This is a genomic window from Maricaulis salignorans (assembly GCF_900103475.1).
Classification (GTDB): domain Bacteria; phylum Pseudomonadota; class Alphaproteobacteria; order Caulobacterales; family Maricaulaceae; genus Maricaulis; species Maricaulis salignorans.
In genome coordinates this window covers 120,126-140,555 of record NZ_FNHG01000003.1, presented here as the reverse complement: position 1 = coordinate 140,555, position 20,430 = coordinate 120,126, and the positions used below count along the sequence as shown (strand labels likewise).

Annotated in this window: 17 protein-coding genes and 3 tRNA genes; 13 read left to right on the top strand and 7 right to left on the bottom strand. The window is 63.1% G+C overall.

Annotation, left to right across the window (positions count from 1 at the left end):
• Positions 1-65: 65 nt before the first annotated feature.
• The 7 genes from BLT42_RS04200 to BLT42_RS04170 all read left to right on the top strand — a co-directional run bounded on the left by BLT42_RS04200 (position 66) and on the right by BLT42_RS04170 (position 2,890).
• A tRNA-Glu gene (locus BLT42_RS04200) sits at positions 66-140 on the top strand.
• A gap of 119 nt (positions 141-259) precedes the next feature.
• Complete coding sequence (locus tag BLT42_RS04195; RefSeq protein WP_091767296.1) at positions 260-784, top strand: 6-pyruvoyl trahydropterin synthase family protein; 525 nt, start codon at positions 260-262, stop codon at positions 782-784.
• A 312-nt stretch (positions 785-1,096) separates the two neighbouring features.
• Complete coding sequence (locus BLT42_RS04190; RefSeq protein ID WP_091767294.1) at positions 1,097-1,621, top strand: cold shock domain-containing protein; 525 nt, start codon at positions 1,097-1,099, stop codon at positions 1,619-1,621.
• Positions 1,622-1,695: 74 nt separating this feature from the next.
• The gene (locus BLT42_RS04185) at positions 1,696-2,319 is read left to right on the top strand and encodes a DUF192 domain-containing protein (protein WP_091767292.1); all 624 of its coding nucleotides are present in this window, start codon (positions 1,696-1,698) and stop codon (positions 2,317-2,319) included.
• Positions 2,320-2,358: 39 nt separating this feature from the next.
• A tRNA-Pro gene (locus tag BLT42_RS04180) sits at positions 2,359-2,435 on the top strand.
• Positions 2,436-2,484: 49 nt separating this feature from the next.
• Complete coding sequence (locus BLT42_RS04175; protein WP_091767290.1) at positions 2,485-2,790, top strand: ETC complex I subunit; 306 nt, start codon at positions 2,485-2,487, stop codon at positions 2,788-2,790.
• A gap of 23 nt (positions 2,791-2,813) precedes the next feature.
• Positions 2,814-2,890 (top strand) — tRNA-Arg (locus BLT42_RS04170).
• A gap of 123 nt (positions 2,891-3,013) precedes the next feature.
• On the opposite strand, the gene BLT42_RS04165 is transcribed toward BLT42_RS04170, so the two are convergent.
• A complete protein-coding gene (locus tag BLT42_RS04165) occupies positions 3,014-5,119 on the bottom strand; it encodes a TonB-dependent receptor (RefSeq protein WP_091767288.1) in 2,106 nt (701 codons plus the stop codon).
• Positions 5,120-5,243: 124 nt separating this feature from the next.
• Between BLT42_RS04165 and BLT42_RS04160 the strand changes: the two genes are divergently transcribed.
• A complete protein-coding gene (locus tag BLT42_RS04160) occupies positions 5,244-5,666 on the top strand; it encodes a Fur family transcriptional regulator (RefSeq protein WP_091767286.1) in 423 nt (140 codons plus the stop codon).
• Positions 5,667-5,744: 78 nt separating this feature from the next.
• Here the strand turns inward: BLT42_RS04160 and metC are convergent, their stop codons facing one another.
• Both metC and BLT42_RS04150 read right to left on the bottom strand, forming a co-directional pair.
• Positions 5,745-6,893: a cystathionine beta-lyase gene (gene metC, locus BLT42_RS04155; protein ID WP_091767285.1), complete on the bottom strand. Its 1,149-nt coding sequence runs from the start codon at positions 6,891-6,893 to the stop codon at positions 5,745-5,747.
• Entirely contained in the window at positions 6,890-7,732 is an 843-nt protein-coding gene (locus BLT42_RS04150) for a sulfurtransferase (protein ID WP_176780248.1), read from the bottom strand. The genes metC and BLT42_RS04150 overlap by 4 nt, the downstream gene beginning before the upstream one ends.
• Before the next feature lie 325 nt (positions 7,733-8,057).
• On the opposite strand from BLT42_RS04150, the gene BLT42_RS04145 reads away from it, so the two are divergent.
• Positions 8,058-8,624, top strand: coding sequence for a DUF6134 family protein (locus BLT42_RS04145; protein ID WP_091767281.1), 567 nt, complete (start codon positions 8,058-8,060; stop codon positions 8,622-8,624).
• On the opposite strand, the gene BLT42_RS04140 is transcribed toward BLT42_RS04145, so the two are convergent.
• Positions 8,621-10,096, bottom strand: coding sequence for a cryptochrome/photolyase family protein (locus BLT42_RS04140; RefSeq protein WP_091767279.1), 1,476 nt, complete (start codon positions 10,094-10,096; stop codon positions 8,621-8,623). The genes BLT42_RS04145 and BLT42_RS04140 overlap by 4 nt on opposite strands.
• A gap of 82 nt (positions 10,097-10,178) precedes the next feature.
• Between BLT42_RS04140 and kdsA the strand changes: the two genes are divergently transcribed.
• Positions 10,179-11,072 (top strand): 3-deoxy-8-phosphooctulonate synthase, encoded by an 894-nt coding sequence (gene kdsA, locus BLT42_RS04135; protein ID WP_407657283.1) that lies wholly within the window; start codon positions 10,179-10,181, stop codon positions 11,070-11,072.
• A gap of 9 nt (positions 11,073-11,081) precedes the next feature.
• Here kdsA and BLT42_RS04130 read toward each other — a convergent pair whose 3' ends face one another.
• Positions 11,082-12,278 (bottom strand): DUF3089 domain-containing protein, encoded by a 1,197-nt coding sequence (locus BLT42_RS04130; RefSeq protein ID WP_233342306.1) that lies wholly within the window; start codon positions 12,276-12,278, stop codon positions 11,082-11,084.
• A gap of 149 nt (positions 12,279-12,427) precedes the next feature.
• Here BLT42_RS04130 and BLT42_RS04125 point away from each other — a divergent pair, with 149 nt between their 5' ends.
• Complete coding sequence (locus BLT42_RS04125; RefSeq protein ID WP_091767273.1) at positions 12,428-13,102, top strand: DUF502 domain-containing protein; 675 nt, start codon at positions 12,428-12,430, stop codon at positions 13,100-13,102.
• Here the strand turns inward: BLT42_RS04125 and recG are convergent.
• Positions 13,099-15,183 carry an ATP-dependent DNA helicase RecG gene (recG, locus tag BLT42_RS04120; protein ID WP_091767271.1) on the bottom strand — a complete coding sequence of 695 codons (2,085 nt, stop codon included), beginning with the start codon at positions 15,181-15,183 and terminating at the stop codon, positions 13,099-13,101. The genes BLT42_RS04125 and recG overlap by 4 nt on opposite strands.
• A gap of 76 nt (positions 15,184-15,259) precedes the next feature.
• Between recG and BLT42_RS04115 the strand changes: the two genes are divergently transcribed.
• Both BLT42_RS04115 and mfd read left to right on the top strand, forming a co-directional pair.
• Positions 15,260-15,553, top strand: a complete 294-nt coding sequence (locus BLT42_RS04115) for a succinate dehydrogenase assembly factor 2 (protein WP_091767269.1) — start codon at positions 15,260-15,262, stop codon at positions 15,551-15,553.
• Positions 15,554-15,598: 45 nt separating this feature from the next.
• Entirely contained in the window at positions 15,599-19,102 is a 3,504-nt protein-coding gene (gene mfd / locus BLT42_RS04110) for a transcription-repair coupling factor (protein ID WP_091767267.1), read from the top strand.
• On the opposite strand, the gene BLT42_RS04105 is transcribed toward mfd, so the two are convergent.
• Entirely contained in the window at positions 19,099-20,415 is a 1,317-nt protein-coding gene (locus BLT42_RS04105; RefSeq protein WP_091767265.1) for a GGDEF domain-containing response regulator, read from the bottom strand. The genes mfd and BLT42_RS04105 overlap by 4 nt on opposite strands.
• Positions 20,416-20,430 lie beyond the last annotated feature (15 nt).

Below are 20,430 nucleotides of genomic sequence, written 5' to 3'. Positions count from 1 at the left end.
GTTTTTTCACATCAACGTCTTGCCACACGCCCCGGGCTTACGTATTAGACGGCCCTCATCGCGTTGGGCCCTTCGTCTATCGGTTAGGACGCTAGGTTTTCAACCTGGAAAGAGGGGTTCAACTCCCCTAGGGCCTACCACGCGATCTTCCACCCGATTATGTGTGCAAAATCACCCCTTCCGGGGACCGGAATGGTGTATCGGGTACAGACATATCGGTAATGGCCTCGACGAGGCCGTCAGGCAGGGAGAGCCGGGCATGGCCCATCTTTCAACCAAGACCTATGGCAATGATCGCGGACTGTCCTGCTGCTCGCGGCAATGGGCCGCCGATAGCGACTGCCACCTCCTGCACGGCTATTCCTTTGGTTTTCACTTCGTGTTTGCGGCCGAACAGCTGGATGCCCGCGGCTGGGTCCTCGATTTCGGCCGGGGCGGTTTCGGGCTGATTCGCAACTGGCTGCACGAAATGTTCGATCACACCCTGCTGGTCGCGCGCGATGATCCGGAACGTCCGGCGCTCGAAGCGCTCGGGACCAGCGGCATTGCCCGTGTCCGGGTCGTTGAGGGGACGAGTTGCGAGCGCATGGCCGAACTCACCTTCCGGCGTGCCGACGCGATTGTGCGCGACGCGACCCAGGGGCGGTGCTGGGTCGAATCGGTCGAGTGTTCCGAACATGGTGCCAATAGCGCCATCTATCGCAGCCAGCCGGCGATTGAACGGCTCGCCGAGTCGGATCGGCTGCGCCGTGCACTGGAATCAAACTCCGGCGACGCGGATTGATTCGTTCCAGGCCTCGCTGACGCTGTCGAAACGCTGTAGCGCCGGCCGGAACAGGCGGAATCGGTCCGTTTTTCACGTCAAAAACTCGCCTGATACGCGAAAAATGCAGGCCGCGTCTGTCACAGAAAAGACGCATTTGGTTGCGGGTTATTCGGGCGTTAGCCACAAGATGTAGTGAGTTCAGTTATGCCATTGGGTCGCAATGGCAAGATATTGCGGATCGTTTACGCAACCAATTGTTCGATTAGACTTCTCTTCATGAATGAATTTGTGTAAAAACGTTCATGTAGGGTTGTTGAAGCGAGTGATGTGATGGTTCTGGCGCATGACGTGATTGAAGACACCGTGATTGTCCGCCTTGAGGGGCGCATAAAATGGTACGACCCGGCCCGGGGATATGGCTTCATTGATGCCAGTGACGGATCCGGTGACATTCTCATCCACGCCAGCTGCCTGCGCCGATACGGCCATGGCCCGGCACTGCCGGATGCGAAAGTGGTCTGCCACGCCGTCAAGGGCGAGAAGGGCCGGCAAGCGGTCGAGATTCTTGAAATGACCGGTGGCGATGACGAAGCCGAGATTCGGCCTCGCCGCTTTCATCCGCACGCCGTTCTCAACACGCCCTTCCATGCCGCGGTGGTCAAATGGTTCGACGCCCTGCGCGGATACGGATTCGTGACCTGCGAGGCGGTGGATGGCGATATCTTCCTGCATGCGGCAACCTTGCGCCGGGCCGGCCTGGAAGATGTCCAGCCCGGCGAGACGCTGCATATCCGCTGCGTGGAAGGACCCAAGGGAGCGCTGGCGGCTGAAATCCGTGCCGGCGCCGCCGACTAGAGCGGGTGAATTCCCCCTGTTACGGACGGCGCGGCGTGATTGCGCCGCGGCTCCGGCTTGGCTAGCTTGCCGTCATGAAAAACCTGATCCTGATCTCCGCCCTGATCTTCGCCGCGCCCGCCTGGGCGCAGGACGATACCGTGCCGGCCGAAATGGCTGATGCCGCCCAATCCACGACGATGTCCGATACGGGCTCTGAGGCCGGTCTGGCTCTGCCGCCGATCGAATTTGGTGGTCCCGAAGCCCTGACCATCGATACCGGCGAGACACAACACGTCTTCATGGCCGAAATCGCCACGACCCCGGAACAGATGGCGCGTGGCCTGATGGGGCGCGAACAGCTCGACCCCGATGCGGCGATGCTGTTCGTCTATATGCCGCCGCGGCGGGCCTCGATGTGGATGGAGGATACGCTGATTAGCCTCGATCTTCTCTTCATTCGCGAAGACGGCGTGGTGGTTAAACTGATCGCCAATGCCCAACCCGGTTCGCATCGCAGCCTGGGGTCGGATTTCGACGTCGCGGCCGTGCTTGAAATCGCCGGCGGGCGTGCGGCCGAGCTGGGGATTCGCCCCGGCGCGATCCTGCGCGATGAATCTTTTGGTTCACTCGCGGTTGAGACAGCAGCTGTCGAACCGCTTGAAACCACGCTTGAGGACACATCTGCTGCACCTGAATCGCCTTCAGAAGCTCAGTAGACTTGCCTAACGGCAAAAGCGCTTTCATAAGGGCGCTCTCGGGGCGTAGCGCAGCCTGGTAGCGCATCTGGTTTGGGACCAGAGGGTCGCAAGTTCGAATCTTGCCGCCCCGACCATTTACAAGGCCCGCAACAGGCAGGGCCGCAGCATGATGGGGAGAACCGCATGTTTGCGAAGATTTACCAGCCAGCCCGCAATGCGATGCAATCGGGCCGCGCTCTCTCCAAACACTGGTTTCTCGAATTCACGCCTGAAATGGCCGAGCGTCCGGATCCGCTGATGGGCTGGACTTCGAGCACGGATATGCGCGCCCAGGTTCGCCTGAGCTTTGATAGCCAGGAAGCAGCCGTCGCCTATGCTCGCCAGCAGGGCATTCCCTATCAGGTGACGACGCCGCAGAAAGCCAAGCGCTACGTCAAATCCTATTCCGACAATTTCTCCACGAACCGCAAACAGCCCTGGTCGCACTGACCGGACGGGCCGCCGGTCGCGTCGCCTCCGTAGCTCAACCGGATAGAGCACCCGCCTTCTAAGCGGACGGTTACAGGTTCGATTCCTGTCGGGGGCACCATTTCTCTGAAGATTATCTCGTGTGCCCGGCTTTGTGTGCCCGGATTTGCGTGTTCGTCCGGTGATGAGACCGGTGATCGCTCGCCCCCGGCAAGGCGGCGCGCGAGCGATCACCGGCCAGTCATCAAAACCGCTGGAGGATGGCAATGCGGAAGGACCGACCCGGCAGCGGGATGGTGTCCTTCAATTGCGAGGTGTGCAAACGCCCTTCCTCATCGGTGATGTTTCTTGCCTCAAGGATCAACCGGGTGTCCGATCCGAATGGATGGGCGACTGCGGACAGGTTGACCATTGTATAGCCATCGGTCGGCAGTTCCGAGCCTGCCGTGTCATCCTGGTCGGCAGCCCAGACGATTTCACCGCGCAGATCGACCACCTCCCGCTGGAATTCCGCGCCAATCGTGGTGGATAGTGGCGGCATGCGGGGAAGACTGCCGAAACTGTCCGTTTCGCCCTGCACATATTCCAGGGTGAAATCGCCCACCAGGGCCCATGGCCCGATCTGCGCGAGATCGCGTTCGAGATAGAGCTCGCCGCCCCAGAGCGTGGCATCGTCCTGCAGATAGCGATAGATCGGTGCTTCCTCATCGGGGTCTTCCAGGCCTGTCGGGGCCAGGTAGATGAAGTCGCTGAAGTGGGAATAGAAGGCTCCGGTCTCGAGACGCCAGCCGTTCCCGCTCCAGCGGAATGTGCCGTCCAGCGCCCATCCGGTTTCCTTGCTGAGGTTGGAATTCCCGATCTCGACCGTGCCCGTAGCGGCGTGGAGACCGTCGGAATAGAGCTCCGCATCGGTTGGCGCCCGCTCGGTCCGGGCCAGCGAGAGGCCGAGAAACATGCCATCGGCCGGCCTCAGAAACGCGCCGGCGGCCAGGCTGACCGTGTCGAAACTGCGGTCGGGCCCGATCGCCGTATCCAGTTCGCGCCGTTCCACCCGCGCACCCATGTCGAACCCATAACCCTCGAGGTCGTAGCGTTGGGCCGCAAAGATTCCGACATCATGCGTACTGACCGGCGGGATGAAGGCTTCTTCGCCTGAGGCCGACAACTCGGTTTGCAGCATCTGGATCCCGACTGACCCGGTCCACCGGCTTTCGCCATGGCCATTCACCAGTGCCGCACGCGCTTCCCAGCCATCACTTTCGAACAGGGTCCCGATTTCGCCATCCGGTTCCAGCTCGACATGTTGATAGTCAGCGATCCCCGACGAAATATCGAGGTGATCGAACGGGCCCAGCTGGAAATTGAACTGGCCGCGAATGTCCCAACGCGTCTGTTCCATTGCGATTTTAGGGTCGCCGTCCTCGTGCTCGTCCTCGTGTTCGTCGTCTTCGTGCTCTTCGTGTTCGTCGTCTTCGTGATGGTGTTCATGGGCCGGCAGGCCGTATTCCGCGTCGTAATTGCGCACCGATATACCCAGGAAACCCCAGTCACCGATCAGTGAGGCCCCGGCGCCGATGGTGTCAAAGGTCAGACCTGAATTGGGAACGGTGCCGCGGACCTCTTCTTCCTCTTCGTGCTCGTGATCCTCCTCCCCGTGTTCTGCGTCGTGTTCCGCTTCCTCCAGCGCGCGCAATCGTGGGGATTCCGCATAGCCGGGAATGTCGAAATCTCCGGCTTCGCGATGGGAAGCCTCAAGCTGGAAGACGAGGGGGCCCACGCCGGCGCGGATTCGCGCCGCTTCCTGATGCCCGCGATCGACCGAGGAATACCCGGCATAGGCCTGGCCCTCGAACAGGCCGTCGACAGGCCGGGTGGGGATGCGCCCGTCGATGACATTGATCACGCCGCCAATGGCGCCACCGCCATAGGCGATCGCCGCGGGCCCCCGCAGGATGATGATCTGTTCCGCATCGAGGACTTCGGTGGTGGTGGCGTGATCGACGCTGACGCCGGATGCGTCGACCAGTCCGACGCCATTATTGAGGATCCGGACCCGGTCCCCGCCGAAACCGCGGATGATCGGACGCCCGACGGCCGGGCCGAAGGAGGTCGTCGAGATGCCGGGCAGCCGGGCGAGCGATGCGCCGAGCGAACCGTCAAAGGAGTCCACGACATCGTCCAGACTAATGACATCGACGGACTGCAGGGTCTCTGCGCTAAGGGTCTCGATAGCCGTGCCAGTGACGACGACGACGTCTTCGGGGCCGGCATTGACCTGCGCGGCTGCGCCTGCCGCCAGTGCGATGGCCAGCGCGAAGCCGGAGGCGGTACTCAACCAGGGTCTTTTCATGTCTTCAATCCTCGCCTAAATGTTATATTGTAACGCGTGTAAGAAACGTTATAACATTCGTGAGGTCAAGCCCGGTCGAGGCACGAGATGCAGGCCCAGGAAATCAACGAACAGGGCGGTGGCGATGAATGAGATGGTTGATTTGGCCGAGGCGCGTTGCCGCGAGCAGGGCCTGGAGCTGACGCCATTGCGCCGGCGCACGCTCGAAGCCCTTATCCGTGCCGGACGGCCGCTGAAAGCCTATGACTTGATGGAAGAATTGAGCGGCCACGGTGGCAGAAACTATCCTTATTCCATATATCGCACGCTCGAATTCCTGCAGGCAATCGGTTTGGCCCGGCGGGTGGAACGGCTCAATGCCTACATGCTTTGGGGCGATCATGACCGGTGCGGGCCGGTGTCGCTATTCATCTGTGAGCGATGCAGCGGCGTCGAGACGAGGCCGCTCGATGTGGCGGTCCACCAGCCTCCCTCCGGGTTTCGGATCACGCACACTGTGTCTGAGTACTATGGTGCCTGTGCCACGTGTGGGGCATCGATGTCGTAAGGCATTTCGCGGCAATCGCCATTGCGATGTGGGGGCGCGGCCGGGCCTCGCGGGGCGGGCGAAGCTTGCGTTCGGGCCTCAACCCAGCGCCGCAAAACCCTTTTCCATATCCGCGATCAGATCTTCCGGTGCCTCAAGCCCGCAGGAGAAACGGATCAGGGCGCCCTCATGCTTGTGCGCTGTCGCGCTGCGCCTGAGTTGCGGGTCGCAATGGATGGCGAGGCTTTCATAGCCGCCCCAGGAGAAGCCGAGACCGAAAATATCCAGCGCATCGAGGAAGCGTTCGCTCATTGCCACGTCCCAGCCCGGCATCTCCACCGCGAACAGACCACAGCCGCCCGTGAAGTCGCGTTTGAAGATCGCGTGATCAGGATGGTCCGTGCGCACCGGGTGGCGGATGGCACCCACTTCCGGGCGCGTGGCGAGCCAGTCGGCGAGGACCAGGCTGGTGGCCTCGCTACGCTGCATGCGCAGCGCCATGGAGCGAAAGCCGCGCAGGGCCAGATAGGCGTCATCCGGCGCGGTGTGAATGCCAAAGGCGCACTCGGTCGTCTGCAGCCGCTGGGCCATGGCCTCGTCGCGCGCAATGACTGCGCCCATCAGCAAATCGGAATGGCCGCCGACATATTTCGTCAGTGACTGGGCGGCGAGATCGACGCCCAGGGCGAGCGGTTTCATCGTCAGCCCGGCCGACCAGGTATCGTCGATAATCGTGGCGACGCCCTTGTCCCGGGCCACTTTGGTAATGGCCGGAATGTCCTGCAATTCCATCGTCAGGGAGCCGGGCGATTCCAGCAGGATGGCCTGGGTATCGGAGGTGATCAGATCGCCGATTTCAGCCCCCATGCGCGGCGCGAAAAACTGCGCTGTGACGCCGAAGCGCGGCAGGGTATTGAGCAGGAAGCTGCGCACCGGTCCGTAGATGCAGTCGGCGGCCAGCACGCTGCCGCCGGCTTCAACCACGGTCATGATGGCAAGCGTATTGGCCAGCAGGCCCGAGGAGGTGAGGGCGCAGCCGGCACCGCCCTGCAGCCCGCTCAGCGCCTCGCGCAGTGCGCTCTGTGTTTCCAGTCCGACGCGGCCGTAATGCGGCATCCCCGGCGGGAAATCATAGAGTTGTGCCGCCGATGGCGCGAGAATGGTCGAGCCGCGCTCGACGCCGGGATTGACCAGGCCGCGCGCGTCATGCGGACGTCCCAGACGCGTGAGCCGGGTTTCGTCCTTCATCGTGGTCTGCGCCCGCCGCCCTTGACGATCGGCGTATCGGTGCGCGAGCCCCATTCCGACCAGGACCCATCATAGACCGCCGACGTGCGTCCGGCGCGTTCCAGCGCCAGGGCGAGGATACAGGCGGTCACCCCGGAGCCGCAGCTGGCAATCAGCGGCAGGTCGGGATCGAGGCCGATATCATAGGCCAGGTCCTCATCGATCTCGAGCAGGTTATTGTCGTCATCGAACAGGTTTTCATAGGGCAGGCTGGTCGAGCCCGGGATATGGCCACTGCGCATACCGGCGCGGCGTTCCGGTTCCAGACCGGCAAAACGGCTCAGCGAACGCGCATCGAGGATCTGATGCGAGGCGTTGCGGCTGGCGATCTTGACGTCGGTCACGGTTGCGACGAGTTCACGGCGATAGCTGGGTGTGTAGACGCCGGGCTCTTCGGCCTCGGCGCCGGGCTGATCCTCGACCGGACCGCCTGCGGCGATCCAGGCGGGCAGGCCGCCGGCCATGACGCGGACATTGTCATGCCCCATCACCCGGAAAGTCCACCAGACCCGCGGCGAACTGAACAGACCAATGCGGTCATAGACGATCAACTCGCTATCATTGCCGATGCCCAGGGTTTCGACATGGCGCGCGAAAACGTCCGGCTCCGGCAGCATGTGCGGCAGGGAGGAGCGCTTGTCCTTGACGGTGTCGATGTCGAAGGCCAGTGCGCCGGGGATGAACCCTTCGCTCTCAACCACCGGTCCGCCATCATAAGTCCAGCTGGCATCGATGAAAATTGTACCGGGCTGACCCAGGCGGGTCAGGGCATCGGCGGCAGTAATAAGCGGGTCGGTCATGTGGCGAGCCATGCGGGCACTGGGAGCCCCTTTTCGTTTCGGAAATCCGGGTTATAGAGCTTTGAGGGATATTATAGAGCTTTGGATGATAACGGGAACCTTGATTTCGCAATACTGTCACACGGATGCGGACCGGCGTGGCCGGCCCGGCGATAGCGGGGTGTTTCAATCACGATGTCTGTCCCTGGATTGGCCGTCTGCCGGTGTGCGCGGTGTGAGGCGCAAGGTGGTCGATGGCGATTGTGATCCGGTGGCGGGGAGGCTGCGTATATCCGGTATGAGATCAATATTCGAAGTGTTCAGGATAGCAGGTTTTTGCGTGGCCATGCTCGCCGTCGGCACTACCGATGCAGCGACCCCGCCCGAGCCGTCAGATATCCATTTTCAGGTCCTGCGCAACGGAACGCCCTTTGGTGTGCATCGGGTCAGATTCACACGCACCTCTACCGGCGAGCTCAGGGTTGATACCGAGATTGAGCTGACCGTCCGTTTCGGGCCGCTGACCGTGTTTCGCTATGAGCAGAGCATTGAGGAAGCCTGGGATGGTGAGGATCTGATTTCGCTGGCCGGCGCTACCTTGCGAAATGGCCGCGAATACACGATCGACCTGGGCCGGGACAACGCCTTCGCCGATCTGATCCCTTCAAGTCACTGGCGCGGTTATGAGCCAGGCACGGAGCAAATTCTCAACACGGAAACCGGCGAGCCGATGGCCGTCACGATCACACAACTGGATCGCCGTGAAATCATCACCGGCCGTGGCCCGATCGAGGCCCGCGGGGTGCGGATGACGGGCAGTCTCAGTGTCGACCTCTGGTATGATGAAGACGGCGAATGGATCGGGTGCGAGTTTGAGGTCGACGGGCAATCGGTCCGTTACGTCCTGCTCTAGTCTGGCGGCGTATCGGAACTCACCGTTTTCATGTCCTTATAGGCGGCCAGGGCCGCATCGCGTCCGGCCGCGAGGTCACAGACCGGGAATGGATAACCCGCCCCCAGCTTCAGTCCGGCCGTCTGGCGCGTGATGGCCGGTGCTTTCCAGGGCTGATGAATCCAGCGAAGCGGCAGCCGCGCCAGTTCCGGCACCCATTGCTGCACATAACGGCCCTCCGGATCGAAACGCTCGCCCTGGCGGACCGGATTGAAAATCCGAAAATAGGGCGCTGCATCGGCACCGGAACCGGCGACCCATTGCCAGCTGGCCGCATTCACGGCCCGGTCGGCATCAATCAGGGTGTGTTCAAACCACGCCATGCCGTCGCGCCAATCGCAGCGCAAATGCTTTACCAGGAAGGAGGCGCACACCATCCGCACCCGGTTATGCATCCAGCCCGTCGCCCATAATTGCCGCACGCCGGCATCAACCATGGGTATGCCGGTCTGCCCGGCTTGCCATGCGGCCAGACCGTCGGCATCGCTACGCCAGGAAAAATGGTCGAAATTGCGGTTGAAATTGGCGGTCCGCAGATCATCGAAATGGTGCAGGAGATAATAGGCGAATTCGCGCCAGCCAATCTCGGCGAGAAAACGCTCGGCGGCCTGGAAGCCGGTGCCCGCCGCAAGGCGGGCCTGCACGCTGTGCCAGACCTGGCGCGGTGAGATTTCCCCGAACCCCAGATGCGGGGAGAGCATGGAGGTGCCGGGCTTGTCCGGCCGGTCGCGGCCGTCGGCATAATCATCCAGGGCGTCATCGAGAAAGCGCTCCAGCCGCTGCGCGGCGCCGGCTTCGCCCGGCTGCCATCTGTCATGAAAGCCTTGGGCCCAATCGGGATTTGCCGGGCGCAAGCGCCAGTCCTCCAGCGCCGCTCCCGCCGGTAACGTCGCAGCCATAGGCAGACGCTGCGGTACGGGCAGGGATGGACGCGGTGCCAGATCGCGCAGCGCTGCGCGCCAGAAGGCGCCGAACACTTTATAGGGCGTACCGGAGCCGGTCAGCAGGGCATCGGGATTGATCAGCGTCGTGCCGGCAAAGGCGTGCGGCTTGGTGCCTGAGCCTTGCAGGGTGGCGGCGATGGTGCGGTCGCGGACATCGATCCCCGGCTCGCCCGAGCGATTCCAGAATACCTCCGCGATACCGTGTTCGCGTGCGAGGCCGGGGATGAGTTCGGCCGGGTCGCCGCGCAGCAGGCTCAAACGCCCGCCCGCAGCGGTGATGTCCCGCGCCAGGCTGGCCAGTGAGCCGTGCAGCCACCAGTCCGCGGCCTCGCCGGGGGCGGTGCCCAGGGCGCGATCCCGCTGGTCAATAAAGACCAGGATGAGGGGCCGGCCGGTCTCGATGGCGGCGTGCAGCGCCGGATTGTCAGCGAGGCGCAGGTCGCGTCGAAACCAGACGAGCGCGGCGCCGGTGGCGGAAATGGTTGCCATGAATGCCCTGTGGTCAGATAACGGGTTGAATTGGGTACGTGGCGCACCAGATACCGGATCAGTCACGCATGCCAGAAATCACATCGGCCGGCCTCGCACCGTTCGACCCCTGCAAGAGGAATTCTCCGTGAGCCAGCTCAATGCCGTCATCTCCCTCGCCAGACCCGGCCGCACCCCGATCGAGATCGGCAATGCCCGCAAGCTCACCATTATTGCCGGTCCGTGTCAGCTGGAAAGCCGTCAGCATGGGCTGGAAGTGGCGTCGGAATTGCGTGCCATCTCCGACCGGCTCGACATCGGCCTGATCTACAAAACCTCTTTCGACAAAGCCAACCGTACCAGCGTCAACAGCCAGCGTGGCATGGGGCTTGAGGCCTCGCTGCCGGTGTTCGCCGAGATTCGTGAGAGCATTGGCCTGCCGGTCCTGACCGATATCCATACTGCCGAACACGCCGCGATTGCCGCCCAGGCCGTCGATGTGCTGCAAATTCCGGCCTTCCTGTGCCGCCAGACCGATCTGCTCGTCGCCGCCGCCCAGACCGGCAAGGTGATCAATGTCAAAAAAGGCCAGTTCCTGGCCCCCTGGGACATGAAGAACGTGCTCGAGAAAATCGCCGGCGCCGGCAATCCCAATGTGATGGCCTGCGAGCGCGGCGTCAGCTTCGGCTACAACACGCTGGTCAGCGATATGCGTTCGCTGCCGATCATGGCGAGCTTTGGCGCGCCGGTCGTGTTTGACGCGACCCATTCGGTCCAGCAGCCCGGCGGGCAGGGCGCAACTTCGGGTGGTCAACGCGAATTCGTTCCGACCCTGGCGCGGGCTGCCGTCGCCATTGGTGTCGCTGCTGTCTTCATGGAAACCCATCCTGATCCGGACAACGCGCCGTCGGACGGTCCCAATATGGTGCCGCTGCATGAGTTTGAAGGCCTGCTGAAAACCCTGCTGGAATTCGACGCCATCGCCAAGCGCGTCTAGGTCGACCCGTCAGTAACGGCGCCGGTCCGGGATGGCGATCACCGGAGCGTCCTCGATGGCCTCGGGCGCATCGAAGGCCGGTGCCCATTGGCGTTCATCCTGCAGGATGGTCGCCAGGTTCAGGCTTCGCCGCGCGACATCGAAACGCAGATCCTCATAGAAGAGATTGAAAGGCGGCAGCCGGTAATCCTCGACCAGGCGGCGCGGGCGGTGCAGGGCGCGCGAGCGCGGCTGCTCGAAGAACAGCACGCCATCGGCGCACTGGGCTCCGGTCTGGGCCGGGATGGGAGCGGGTACGGCATCGGGGTCGAGCCCCTCCGCGGCCACGCCGCCGCGATGCTGGCGGGCCGAGGCATATTCATTGCTCACCGCCGACAAAAGCGGATTGACGCACAGCAGGCCGCGCCCATCGACAAAATCGAGTTGGCCATCCGGTGTCCAGCTCATGGCGCGTTCGGTGATGATATGGATCCGGTCCTCTTCGGAGGCCATGGCCGAGGTGAAGGCATAGACGCAGCGCACATCCTCCGGCGTGATACAGGGCGCAATCGGGTTGAGCGGTCCGGCGAACAGGTCGAGCGGGACCGGCGATTCGATGACATAGGCGGCGACCAGACGGGTCTGCAGGTCTGCATCCCCGGCAAAACGGTCAAGCAAGAGACCGAGCACATCCAGTCCGCCCTGGCCGTAGCCCGCCAGAATAATCGGGCGGCTATCGCCGATCTGTGCGGTGAAGGCATCGAAGGCGCGCTGGACATCCTCATAGGCAAACAGGCGGGCACGGACGCTGTCTTCGCGGTTATTCATGAAGGCATAGAGCGAGGCCTGCCGGTAGCGCGGCGCATGGAGGGCGCCGGCATTGCCGAAAGGCGCGGCATAATTGGGCAGGACGATCTCTGTGACGGCTTCGACCGAGCTGGGCTTGTCGAGCTGGCCATTCCAGTTGCCGCCGCCGGAATAGGTCGTCGGATGGACGAAGAAGACCGCCGGCTCATCGTCATTGGCGAAGGCTTCACGGACATACCAGCCCGCGGCCTCGGCGTAATCGGCGCCCTCGGGCGGGGTATAGGTCTGAAACGGGACCCCGGGATCCTGGAACGTGCGATAGACCTGGTCACGCAAGACCCAGGCGGCCACGAGCAGCAGCGCGGCCAGGACGAGGCAGGCGAGCAGGAAGGCGTGTCGGGCGATAAGGTTCAAACTCACAATAGCTCCATCGAAACGACACCCTATCATCTCTGTCGCATTGCGGGTGTGCAACCGGTTGGCGCGGTCGGATGCTTCACGTATTGTGACCCCGTCTGAGGGCAGGGCGGCCGGGCGCGTGAACCGCGCAGATTGGGTGCACGAACACAATGTTTCGATGGCTTCGCAACAGTTTTCTGACCGGGATCGCCATCGCGACCCCGCTTGGTGTCACACTCTTTTTGATCATCAGCTTCGTCGGTTTTGTCGACAATGTCGTCAAGCCGTTGATCCCGGCGCGCTATAACCCGGAAAATTATCTGCCGGGTGATTACACCATTCCCGGCCTGGGCGTGGTGATTGCCGTCGTCTTGCTGACCATGGTCGGTGCACTGGCCGCCAATCTGTTCGGCCGCACCCTGATCTCGGTGGGCGAGCGGCTGGTCGATGGCGTGCCGCTGGTGCGCCATGTCTATGGTGCGCTTAAACAGATCGTCGAGACGGTCTTCTCCGGCAAGACCAATTCCTTCAAGGAAGTCGTGCTGATCGAGTATCCGATGAAGGGCCTCTATGTGGTCGCCTTCGTATCGGCCGAAGGGCGCGGAGCGATGCAGGAGGTGATCGGGGATGATGTGATCGGGCTTTTCGTTCCCACCACGCCCAATCCGACTTCGGGCTTCCTGCTTTACACGCCGCGCGCCAATACGATCCATGTCGACATGTCGGTCGAGGAGGCCGCCAAGCTAATCATTTCCTTCGGCATGGTCACGGCTGACAAATTGCCCAAGACGGTCCGTGACACCCTGCCGCCTGACGTGACGGCTGCGCCTGAGGCCGCACCCTAACCGGATTTGAGCAGTCTGATGCCGCGATCCTGCTCGAACAGATAGAGCAGGGTGCGCAGGGCTTCGCCGCGCGGTGTTGTCAGTTCGGCATCGCGGTGGACCGCCAGCTTGGCCGTGTCATTGGCCAGGGCAATGAGGTGCCCGTGCGCCTCCAGCCGCGCGAGGGCAAAATCGGGCAGGCCGCTCTGGCGCAAACCCAGCGGATCGCCGGCCCCGCGCAGGCGCCAGTCCTCCTCGGCGATAATGAAGCCGTCATCGGTTTCGCGCATCATCTCCAGACGCGCCTTGGCGGTCTCCCCGATCGGGCCCTTGTAGAGGAGCAGGCAGGAAGAGGGCTTTTCACCGCGCCCGACCCGGCCGCGCAACTGGTGCAATTGCGCCAGGCCAAAGCGTTCGGCGTGCTCGATAATCATCACCGTCGCATCCGGCGCATCGACGCCGACCTCGATCACCGTTGTCGCCACGAGCACATCCATCTTGCCTTCGCGGAACGCCGTCGCGACGCTCTCTTTTTCGGCGGCTTTCATGCGGCCATGGATCAGCCCGACACGCTCATCACCCAGTGCGGCGCGCAAATGGCGCCAGCGATCCTCGGCGGCGGAAAGCTCGGACACCTCCGATTCCTCAACCAGCGGGCAAACCCAATAGACGCGGTCACCCTTCGAGATCGCCCGCCGCACACCTTCAATGACATCGTCCAGCCGCTCCATCGGCACCAGACGCGTATCGGGCGGGATGCGGCCGGCCGGTTTCTCGTCGAGCCTGGAGACATCGAGATCGCCGTGCACGGCAAGGGCGAGGGTGCGCGGGATCGGGGTCGCGGTCATCACCAGCGTATCGGGGCGATGCCCCTTGGCCGTGAGCCGCATACGGTCCGAGACGCCGAAACGATGTTGCTCGTCAATCACCACCAGGGCGAGATCGGCGAACTCGACCCCGTCCTGGAACAGGGCATGGGTGCCGCAGACGACATCAACCACGCCGGTCCGCATCTGTTCGAGGATTTCGGCACGGGCCTTGCCCTTGTCGCGTCCGGTGAGGATGGCCACGCGCATCCCCGCCGGTGCAAGAAGCTCTGCCAGTGTCCTGGCGTGCTGGCGCGCGAGAATCTCGGTCGGGGCCATGATGGCGGTCTGGGTGCCGGATTCAGCGGCCTTGGCAGCAGCGAGGGCTGCGACAAAGGTTTTGCCGGCGCCGACATCACCATGCAGCATCCGCGTCATGCGCGAGGGCAGGGCCATATCGGCGCGGATTTCCTCAAAGGCGCGTGTCTGGGCACCGGTCGGCTTGAACGGGGCGTTCGCCAGCACGGCGTCGATCTTGGCATTATCGCCATCCAGGGTTCGCCCCGGCAGTGCCTTGCGCCGCGCTCGCGCCAATTGCAGCGCCAGCTGATGCGCGAGCAGTTCGTCAAACGCCAGCCGTTCGCGCGCCGGGTGCAAGGGCTCGAGATCGGCGGCGGTCTGCGGGTGATGCGCCTGGTCCATTGCGCCCTTGAAATCCGGCCAGGCGTGCTCGACGCATAAACCCTCATCCTGCCATTCGGGCATCACGGGCAGCAGGCTCAGGGCCCCGGCCGCGGACTTGCGCATGACCTTGGCTGTCAGCCCGGCAGTGAGCGGATAGACCGGTTCCAGCAGGGCCGTGTCGGCGGCCTCATCTTCGCTCATCACCAGATCGGGATGCACGATCTGGATCTCCGACCCGAAACGTTCGGCCCGCCCCGATACTATTCGTGTCTCGCCGACGGGCAGGAGTTTTTCGAGATATTCGCGGCGGGCGTGGAAATAGACCAGGTGGAGAAAGGCTGTGCCGTCGAACAGTCGCACCTTGTAGGGCTTGCCCTGACGCGTGCTGGGGAAATGTTCCTCCACCTTGGCGGTCAGGGTGATGATCTGGCCGTCGGGCGCCTCGGCGATGGTGGTGGTCTGGCTGCGATCAACCAGGCCGGTGGGCAGTTGAAACAGGACGTCCTTGACGCGCGGCCCTGCGGCCTTCGAGAGCAGCGCCGCCAGTCGCGGGCCGATGCCGGGCAGGACGATCACGTCCTGGAACAGGGGGAAGAGAATCTCGGGTCGCATTATTTTTCACTCTATCGCCAACATCTGCATCTGCCACTGGTCGACGCGGCCTCATTCGCGGACTATATCCGCCACCATGACCGAAACACTCGAGAATCGCCGCAAGAAACTGCGTATCCGGGCCTGGCGGCGCGGCTTCAAGGAAGCCGACCTGATCCTGGGGCGCTATGCTGACCAAGCGCTCGAAACGATGTCGGAAACCGATGTCGACGATTTTGATCGCCTGCTCGATCAACTTGATGCCGATATCTATAGCTGGGTGATCGGTAGCGCGCCAACGCCAGCGGCCTTTGACACGCCGGTGATGGACGCCTTGAAATCCTTCCGTGTCGATCGCGATGCCGCCTTCGGCGACGGTCCCAAAGTCTGAAGCCCACCGCATACTGAAGCCAACCCAAAGCTGAAAACAGGCGATATGTCCGAAATTGAGATGATTGCCCGGGTTCAGGGGCCCGCCACTGTCTGCGGGGCCCCGGAAGGCCTCGACGCGCTGGTCTTTGCCGATACAGCGCGGCTGCGGCGCGGCGTCAATGTCTTCATCGCGCGCGATGACAGCCGTGCGGCGGCTTTCGTCGCCGAGCTGGGATTCTTTGCGCCCGGTCTGGAAATCCTGCGCCTGCCGGCCTGGGACTGTCAGCCCTATGACCGCATCTCGCCATCGCCGCGTGTCGCGGCCCGCCGGGCGGCGACGCTGGCGCGGCTGGCCTCGGGAGATTTGCCGGACACCAGCCTGATCGTCACCACCGTCAATGCGATGGCCCAGCGCTGTCCGCCGAAAGATGTGCTGGCGCTTGCCGGCATCATCGCCCGGCCCGGCAATCGTGTGGATGTCGAGATGCTCAAACAGCATTTCACCATCAATGGCTATGCCCGCGCTGCCACCGTGATGGAGCCGGGCGATTATGCGGTGCGCGGCGGTGTCATCGATGTCTATCCACCGGGCGCACCGGAACCGGTACGGCTGGATTTCTTTGGCGACACGCTGGAATCAATCCGCTCCTTCGACCCGGAGACCCAGCGTTCCCTGCGCCAGCTGAACGCGATCGAATTCAATCCGGTCAGCGAGGTCCTGCTGGACGAAGAGAGTATTTCGCATTTCCGCGCCGCCTTTGTGCGCAGTTTTGGCGCCGCCAAGGGCGGAGACCCGATCTATGAAGCGGTCAGCGCCGGATCCCGGCCGGCAGGGGTCGAGCACTGGCTGCCGCTCTTTCATGACGCGCTCGCGACGCCGTTCGACTATTTGCCCGACACGGCCCTGATCGCGATTGATCATCTTGCCGATGATGCCTTTGCGGAACGCGCCAAACAGGTCACCGATTATTTCGATGCCCGCCAGGAGGCGAGCAAGACGGCGCACCAGTCCAGCCTGTCGGCGCCCACCTATCGCGCCCTGCCGCCCAGCCAGCTCTATTTCGCCAAGGCCGAATGGGCCAAGACCTTGAGCGGGCGCACCGTGCGCCGTTTCACCGCTTTCAACGAGGCGGGACCGCAAACGATTGATGTCGGTGGCAAGCAGGGCCGCATTTTCGCCGCCGAGCGGGCTGCCGAGAATACCAATGTGTTCGACGCCGCAGCCCGGCATGTCCAGGCGCTGGTCAAATCAGGCAAGCGCGTCGTGCTCGCCTCCTGGAGCGCGGGCGCGTCCGATCGTCTGGCCTCGGTCCTCAATGATCATGGCGTCGGCAAGATCATCGCTGTCGAGCACTGGGACGAGGTCGCCAAGGCTCCGCCGAAAGCCGTCTTGCGTGCAATTCTGCCCGTCGAGCGCGGTTTCGAGACCGAGACCATCGCTATTCTCTCCGAGCAGGACATTCTCGGGGACCGCCTGGCGCGGCCACGCCGGCGGCGTAAATCCTCCGATATCATCGTCGAGGCCGGTGCCTTGTCGCCGGGCGATCTGGTGATCCATGCCGATCACGGGCTGGGCCGTTTCATCGGTCTGAAAACCCTGCCGGTGCAGGACGCGCCGCATGATTGCCTCGAGCTGGAATATTCCGGCGCGGCCAAGCTCTACCTCCCGGTCGAGAATATCGAACTCCTTTCGCGCTATGGCGCTGACAGCGATACGGCCCAGCTCGACAAGCTCGGCGGTGTCGCCTGGCAGGCGCGCAAGGCCAAGGCCAAGAAACGCCTGCGTGACATGGCCGACGCGCTGATCAAGATCGCCGCCAAACGCCTGGCGCGCACCGCCGATCCGATCGTGCCGGAGCATGGCAGCTGGGACGAGTTCTGCACCGCCTTTCCCTTTGCCGAGACGGATGACCAGCTCAATGCCGTCGAGGACGTGCTCGGCGATCTCTCGCGCGGCCGCCCGATGGACCGGCTGATCTGCGGTGATGTCGGATTTGGCAAGACCGAAGTGGCCCTGCGCGCGGCTTTCGTTGTGGCGATGAGCGGCCGCCAGGTCGCTGTCGTCGCGCCGACAACGCTCCTGGTGCGCCAGCACTTCAAGACCTTTGTCGATCGTTTCCGCGGCTGGCCGGTCAAGGTGCGGCAATTGTCGCGTCTGGTCGGCACCAAACAGGCCAGTGCGACCAAGGATGAATTGCGCGACGGCAAGGTGGAAATCGTGATCGGCACCCATGCCTTGCTGGCCAAGACGGTGAAATTCTCTGATCTCGGCCTTCTGATCGTCGACGAGGAGCAGCACTTCGGGGTCAAGCACAAGGAAAGGCTCAAGGAATTGCGGGCCGATGTGCATGTTCTGACCCTGACGGCGACGCCGATCCCGCGCACGCTCCAGCTCGCCCTGACCGGCATCCGCGACCTCTCCATCATCGCAACGCCGCCGGTCGATCGTCTCGCCGTACGCACCTATATCGCGCCCTTCGATACGGTCACGATCCGTGAGGCCCTGCTGCGCGAGAAATATCGCGGCGGCCAGGCCTTCTTCGTCGTACCGCGGATCAGCGACCTTGAGGAGATCATCACCTTCCTGCGCGAATCCGTGCCGGAAGTCTCCTTTGTGGCCGCCCATGGCCAGATGGCGGCGACACAGCTGGAAGACATCATGACGGCCTTCTATGAGGGCCAGTATGATGTCCTGCTCTCGACTACGATCATTGAGTCCGGGATCGACATCCCGACCGCCAACACGCTGATCATCCACCGTGCTGACCGTTTCGGCCTGTCGCAGCTCTACCAGTTGCGCGGCCGGGTCGGGCGTTCCAAGACGCGCGCCTATGCCTATATGACCACGCCGGCACGGCAAAAACTCTCCGACGGCGCGGAGAAGCGCCTGAAAGTCCTGCACTCCCTCGATGCGCTGGGTGCCGGCTTCACCCTGGCCTCCCATGATCTAGATCTGCGCGGCGGCGGCAATCTGCTCGGCGAGGAACAATCCGGCCATATCAAGGATGTCGGGGTCGAGCTTTATCAATCCATGCTGGAGGAGGCTGTAGCCTCTCTGCGCGAGGGTGGTGAGGAGCATGATGAAGGCGAGTGGACGCCGCAAATCAATGCCGGCGGGGCCGTGCTGATCCCCGATTATTATGTCTCGGATCTTGATGTCCGGCTGCAGCTCTATCGCCGCCTGTCCTCCCTCGACAGCAAGACGGATCGCGAGAGCTTTGCCGCCGAACTGATTGACCGTTTCGGGCCATTGCCGTCAGAGGTGGAGACCCTGTTGCGGGTCGTCGCGGTGAAGACGCTGTGCAAACGGGCGGGGGTCGAGAAAGTCGATGCCGGGCCGAAGGGCGCCGTGATCCATTTCCGGGCGGACAAATTCGTCGATCCGGTAGGACTGGTCGAGCATATCTCGAAAAACCAGGGCCTGTTCAAGGTTCGCCCCGACCACAAGCTGGTCCTGCGGGCTGAGTGGGATGCACCGGATGATCGTCTGCGCGCCATCGAGCGGGCCATGGGACCGCTGGCCGATATTGCGGTGAGAGCCGCCAGCCAGGGCGCAGCAGCCGGTTAGCCCAGCGCTGCCAGCGGATCATTGCGCCGTAATTTGGCGACGGCACGTTCGATCAGGCCTTCGGCGGCTTCGTCAGGGCGTAGATCGACGGAGGCTGAAAGGACGCTGAGCCGGAAAGGCTGTAGCGGATCCTCGCTCTCGAATGCGGTGCAATCGGCGATCGCGGCGACCCGTTTGGCGACGCAATCGATTCCGGCAGTATCGGTGAAAGGGAGGATGGCCAGAAACGTGTCTGGTCCGATCCGGGCCGCGGCATCTTCGGTGCGCAAAAGATGGCGCAACATGGCGGCGAACTGGCGCTTGGCCTTTTCGGTCGCGCCGGTATCGCCTGTGTCACCGGACAGGGGTGAGACGACTTTGAGCGCCAGCACCGACAGTGAAAGCTCGTCGCGGGCGGCGGCGTGAATCAGGTCCTGCAGATGCGAAGTCACAAAGGCGGCATGGAACAGGCCGGTCTCGATATCCAGGGTGCGGGGTTCGCGGCACGCTTCCAGTGCGGCCTTGGCCCGGCGGCGACGACGCCTTTCGGCGGCCAGGGCGAGAATACGGTCGCGCATTTCGGCGTCGCCGGTGCTCGGCGAGATGATGTCGGACACACCGCGCGCATAGGCCTCTTCAGCGCTTTGCGGGTCGTCCTCGGTGTCCATCAACAATACGGGCGTATGGTAGAGACGCGCATTGCGCCGCATGGCCGAGGAAATGGTGAAAGCCACATCGCGCTTGCCCGCGGCATTGAGCACTACGGCGTCGAAGGGACGTTCATGCAAATAGTCGAAGGCGGAATAGGATGAGAAAGCGCCAATCACTTCGGCATCTGCGCCCCTGAGCGTGTGCTGCAATGCCATGAAACGCGGTGAGGCATCGCCGACATACAGAACGCAGGGCATTGGATCGACCGGATCAAGACTTCGGCCGCGATCGCCATACAGCGCGGTGACAGCGGTGCGTCGCTTGGCGACTTCCTCCATCGCATGCAACCGGGTGAGGGCGCGGATACGGGCTGCGATCTGTACCGGCAGAGTTGGTTCACGGATCCAGGAATCGACGGCGTCATTGCCTGACAACGTGTCGGGATGGACGACGATCACCGGTCGCCGACCGGGCGCAAAACCTTGCAGTGCGGCCAGACCGTCCGCAACATCGCGGTCGTTCTCGGCGAGGATGACGCCGCAGGCCCAATGGCGCGGATTGCGGGCTGGCGGGCTGTCGCCGCGGATGGTGCGGGTGCTGAGCGTGAAGGAGTCGAGCGCCTGGCCCAGACCGTCCACACGGTCGGGATGCCCGAATAACAGGACGTTCAATTCGCGCCCCATGCGTCCCCCTGCCGC

What these genes read in the sequence shown, in the direction of transcription:
- BLT42_RS04195 (WP_091767296.1), top strand. Translation starts at nt 260, where the DNA reads ATGGCCCATCTTTCAACCAAGACCTATGGCAATGATCGCGGACTGTCC.
- BLT42_RS04190 (WP_091767294.1), top strand. Translation starts at nt 1,097, where the DNA reads ATGGTTCTGGCGCATGACGTGATTGAAGACACCGTGATTGTCCGCCTT.
- BLT42_RS04185 (WP_091767292.1), top strand. Translation starts at nt 1,696, where the DNA reads ATGAAAAACCTGATCCTGATCTCCGCCCTGATCTTCGCCGCGCCCGCC.
- BLT42_RS04175 (WP_091767290.1), top strand. Translation starts at nt 2,485, where the DNA reads ATGTTTGCGAAGATTTACCAGCCAGCCCGCAATGCGATGCAATCGGGC.
- BLT42_RS04165 (WP_091767288.1), bottom strand. Translation starts at nt 5,119, where the DNA reads ATGAAAAGACCCTGGTTGAGTACCGCCTCCGGCTTCGCGCTGGCCATC.
- BLT42_RS04160 (WP_091767286.1), top strand. Translation starts at nt 5,244, where the DNA reads ATGAATGAGATGGTTGATTTGGCCGAGGCGCGTTGCCGCGAGCAGGGC.
- metC (WP_091767285.1), bottom strand. Translation starts at nt 6,893, where the DNA reads ATGAAGGACGAAACCCGGCTCACGCGTCTGGGACGTCCGCATGACGCG.
- BLT42_RS04150 (WP_176780248.1), bottom strand. Translation starts at nt 7,732, where the DNA reads ATGACCGACCCGCTTATTACTGCCGCCGATGCCCTGACCCGCCTGGGT.
- BLT42_RS04145 (WP_091767281.1), top strand. Translation starts at nt 8,058, where the DNA reads ATGCTCGCCGTCGGCACTACCGATGCAGCGACCCCGCCCGAGCCGTCA.
- BLT42_RS04140 (WP_091767279.1), bottom strand. Translation starts at nt 10,096, where the DNA reads ATGGCAACCATTTCCGCCACCGGCGCCGCGCTCGTCTGGTTTCGACGC.
- BLT42_RS04125 (WP_091767273.1), top strand. Translation starts at nt 12,428, where the DNA reads ATGTTTCGATGGCTTCGCAACAGTTTTCTGACCGGGATCGCCATCGCG.
- recG (WP_091767271.1), bottom strand. Translation starts at nt 15,183, where the DNA reads ATGCGACCCGAGATTCTCTTCCCCCTGTTCCAGGACGTGATCGTCCTG.
- BLT42_RS04115 (WP_091767269.1), top strand. Translation starts at nt 15,260, where the DNA reads ATGACCGAAACACTCGAGAATCGCCGCAAGAAACTGCGTATCCGGGCC.
- mfd (WP_091767267.1), top strand. Translation starts at nt 15,599, where the DNA reads ATGTCCGAAATTGAGATGATTGCCCGGGTTCAGGGGCCCGCCACTGTC.
- BLT42_RS04105 (WP_091767265.1), bottom strand. Translation starts at nt 20,415, where the DNA reads ATGGGGCGCGAATTGAACGTCCTGTTATTCGGGCATCCCGACCGTGTG.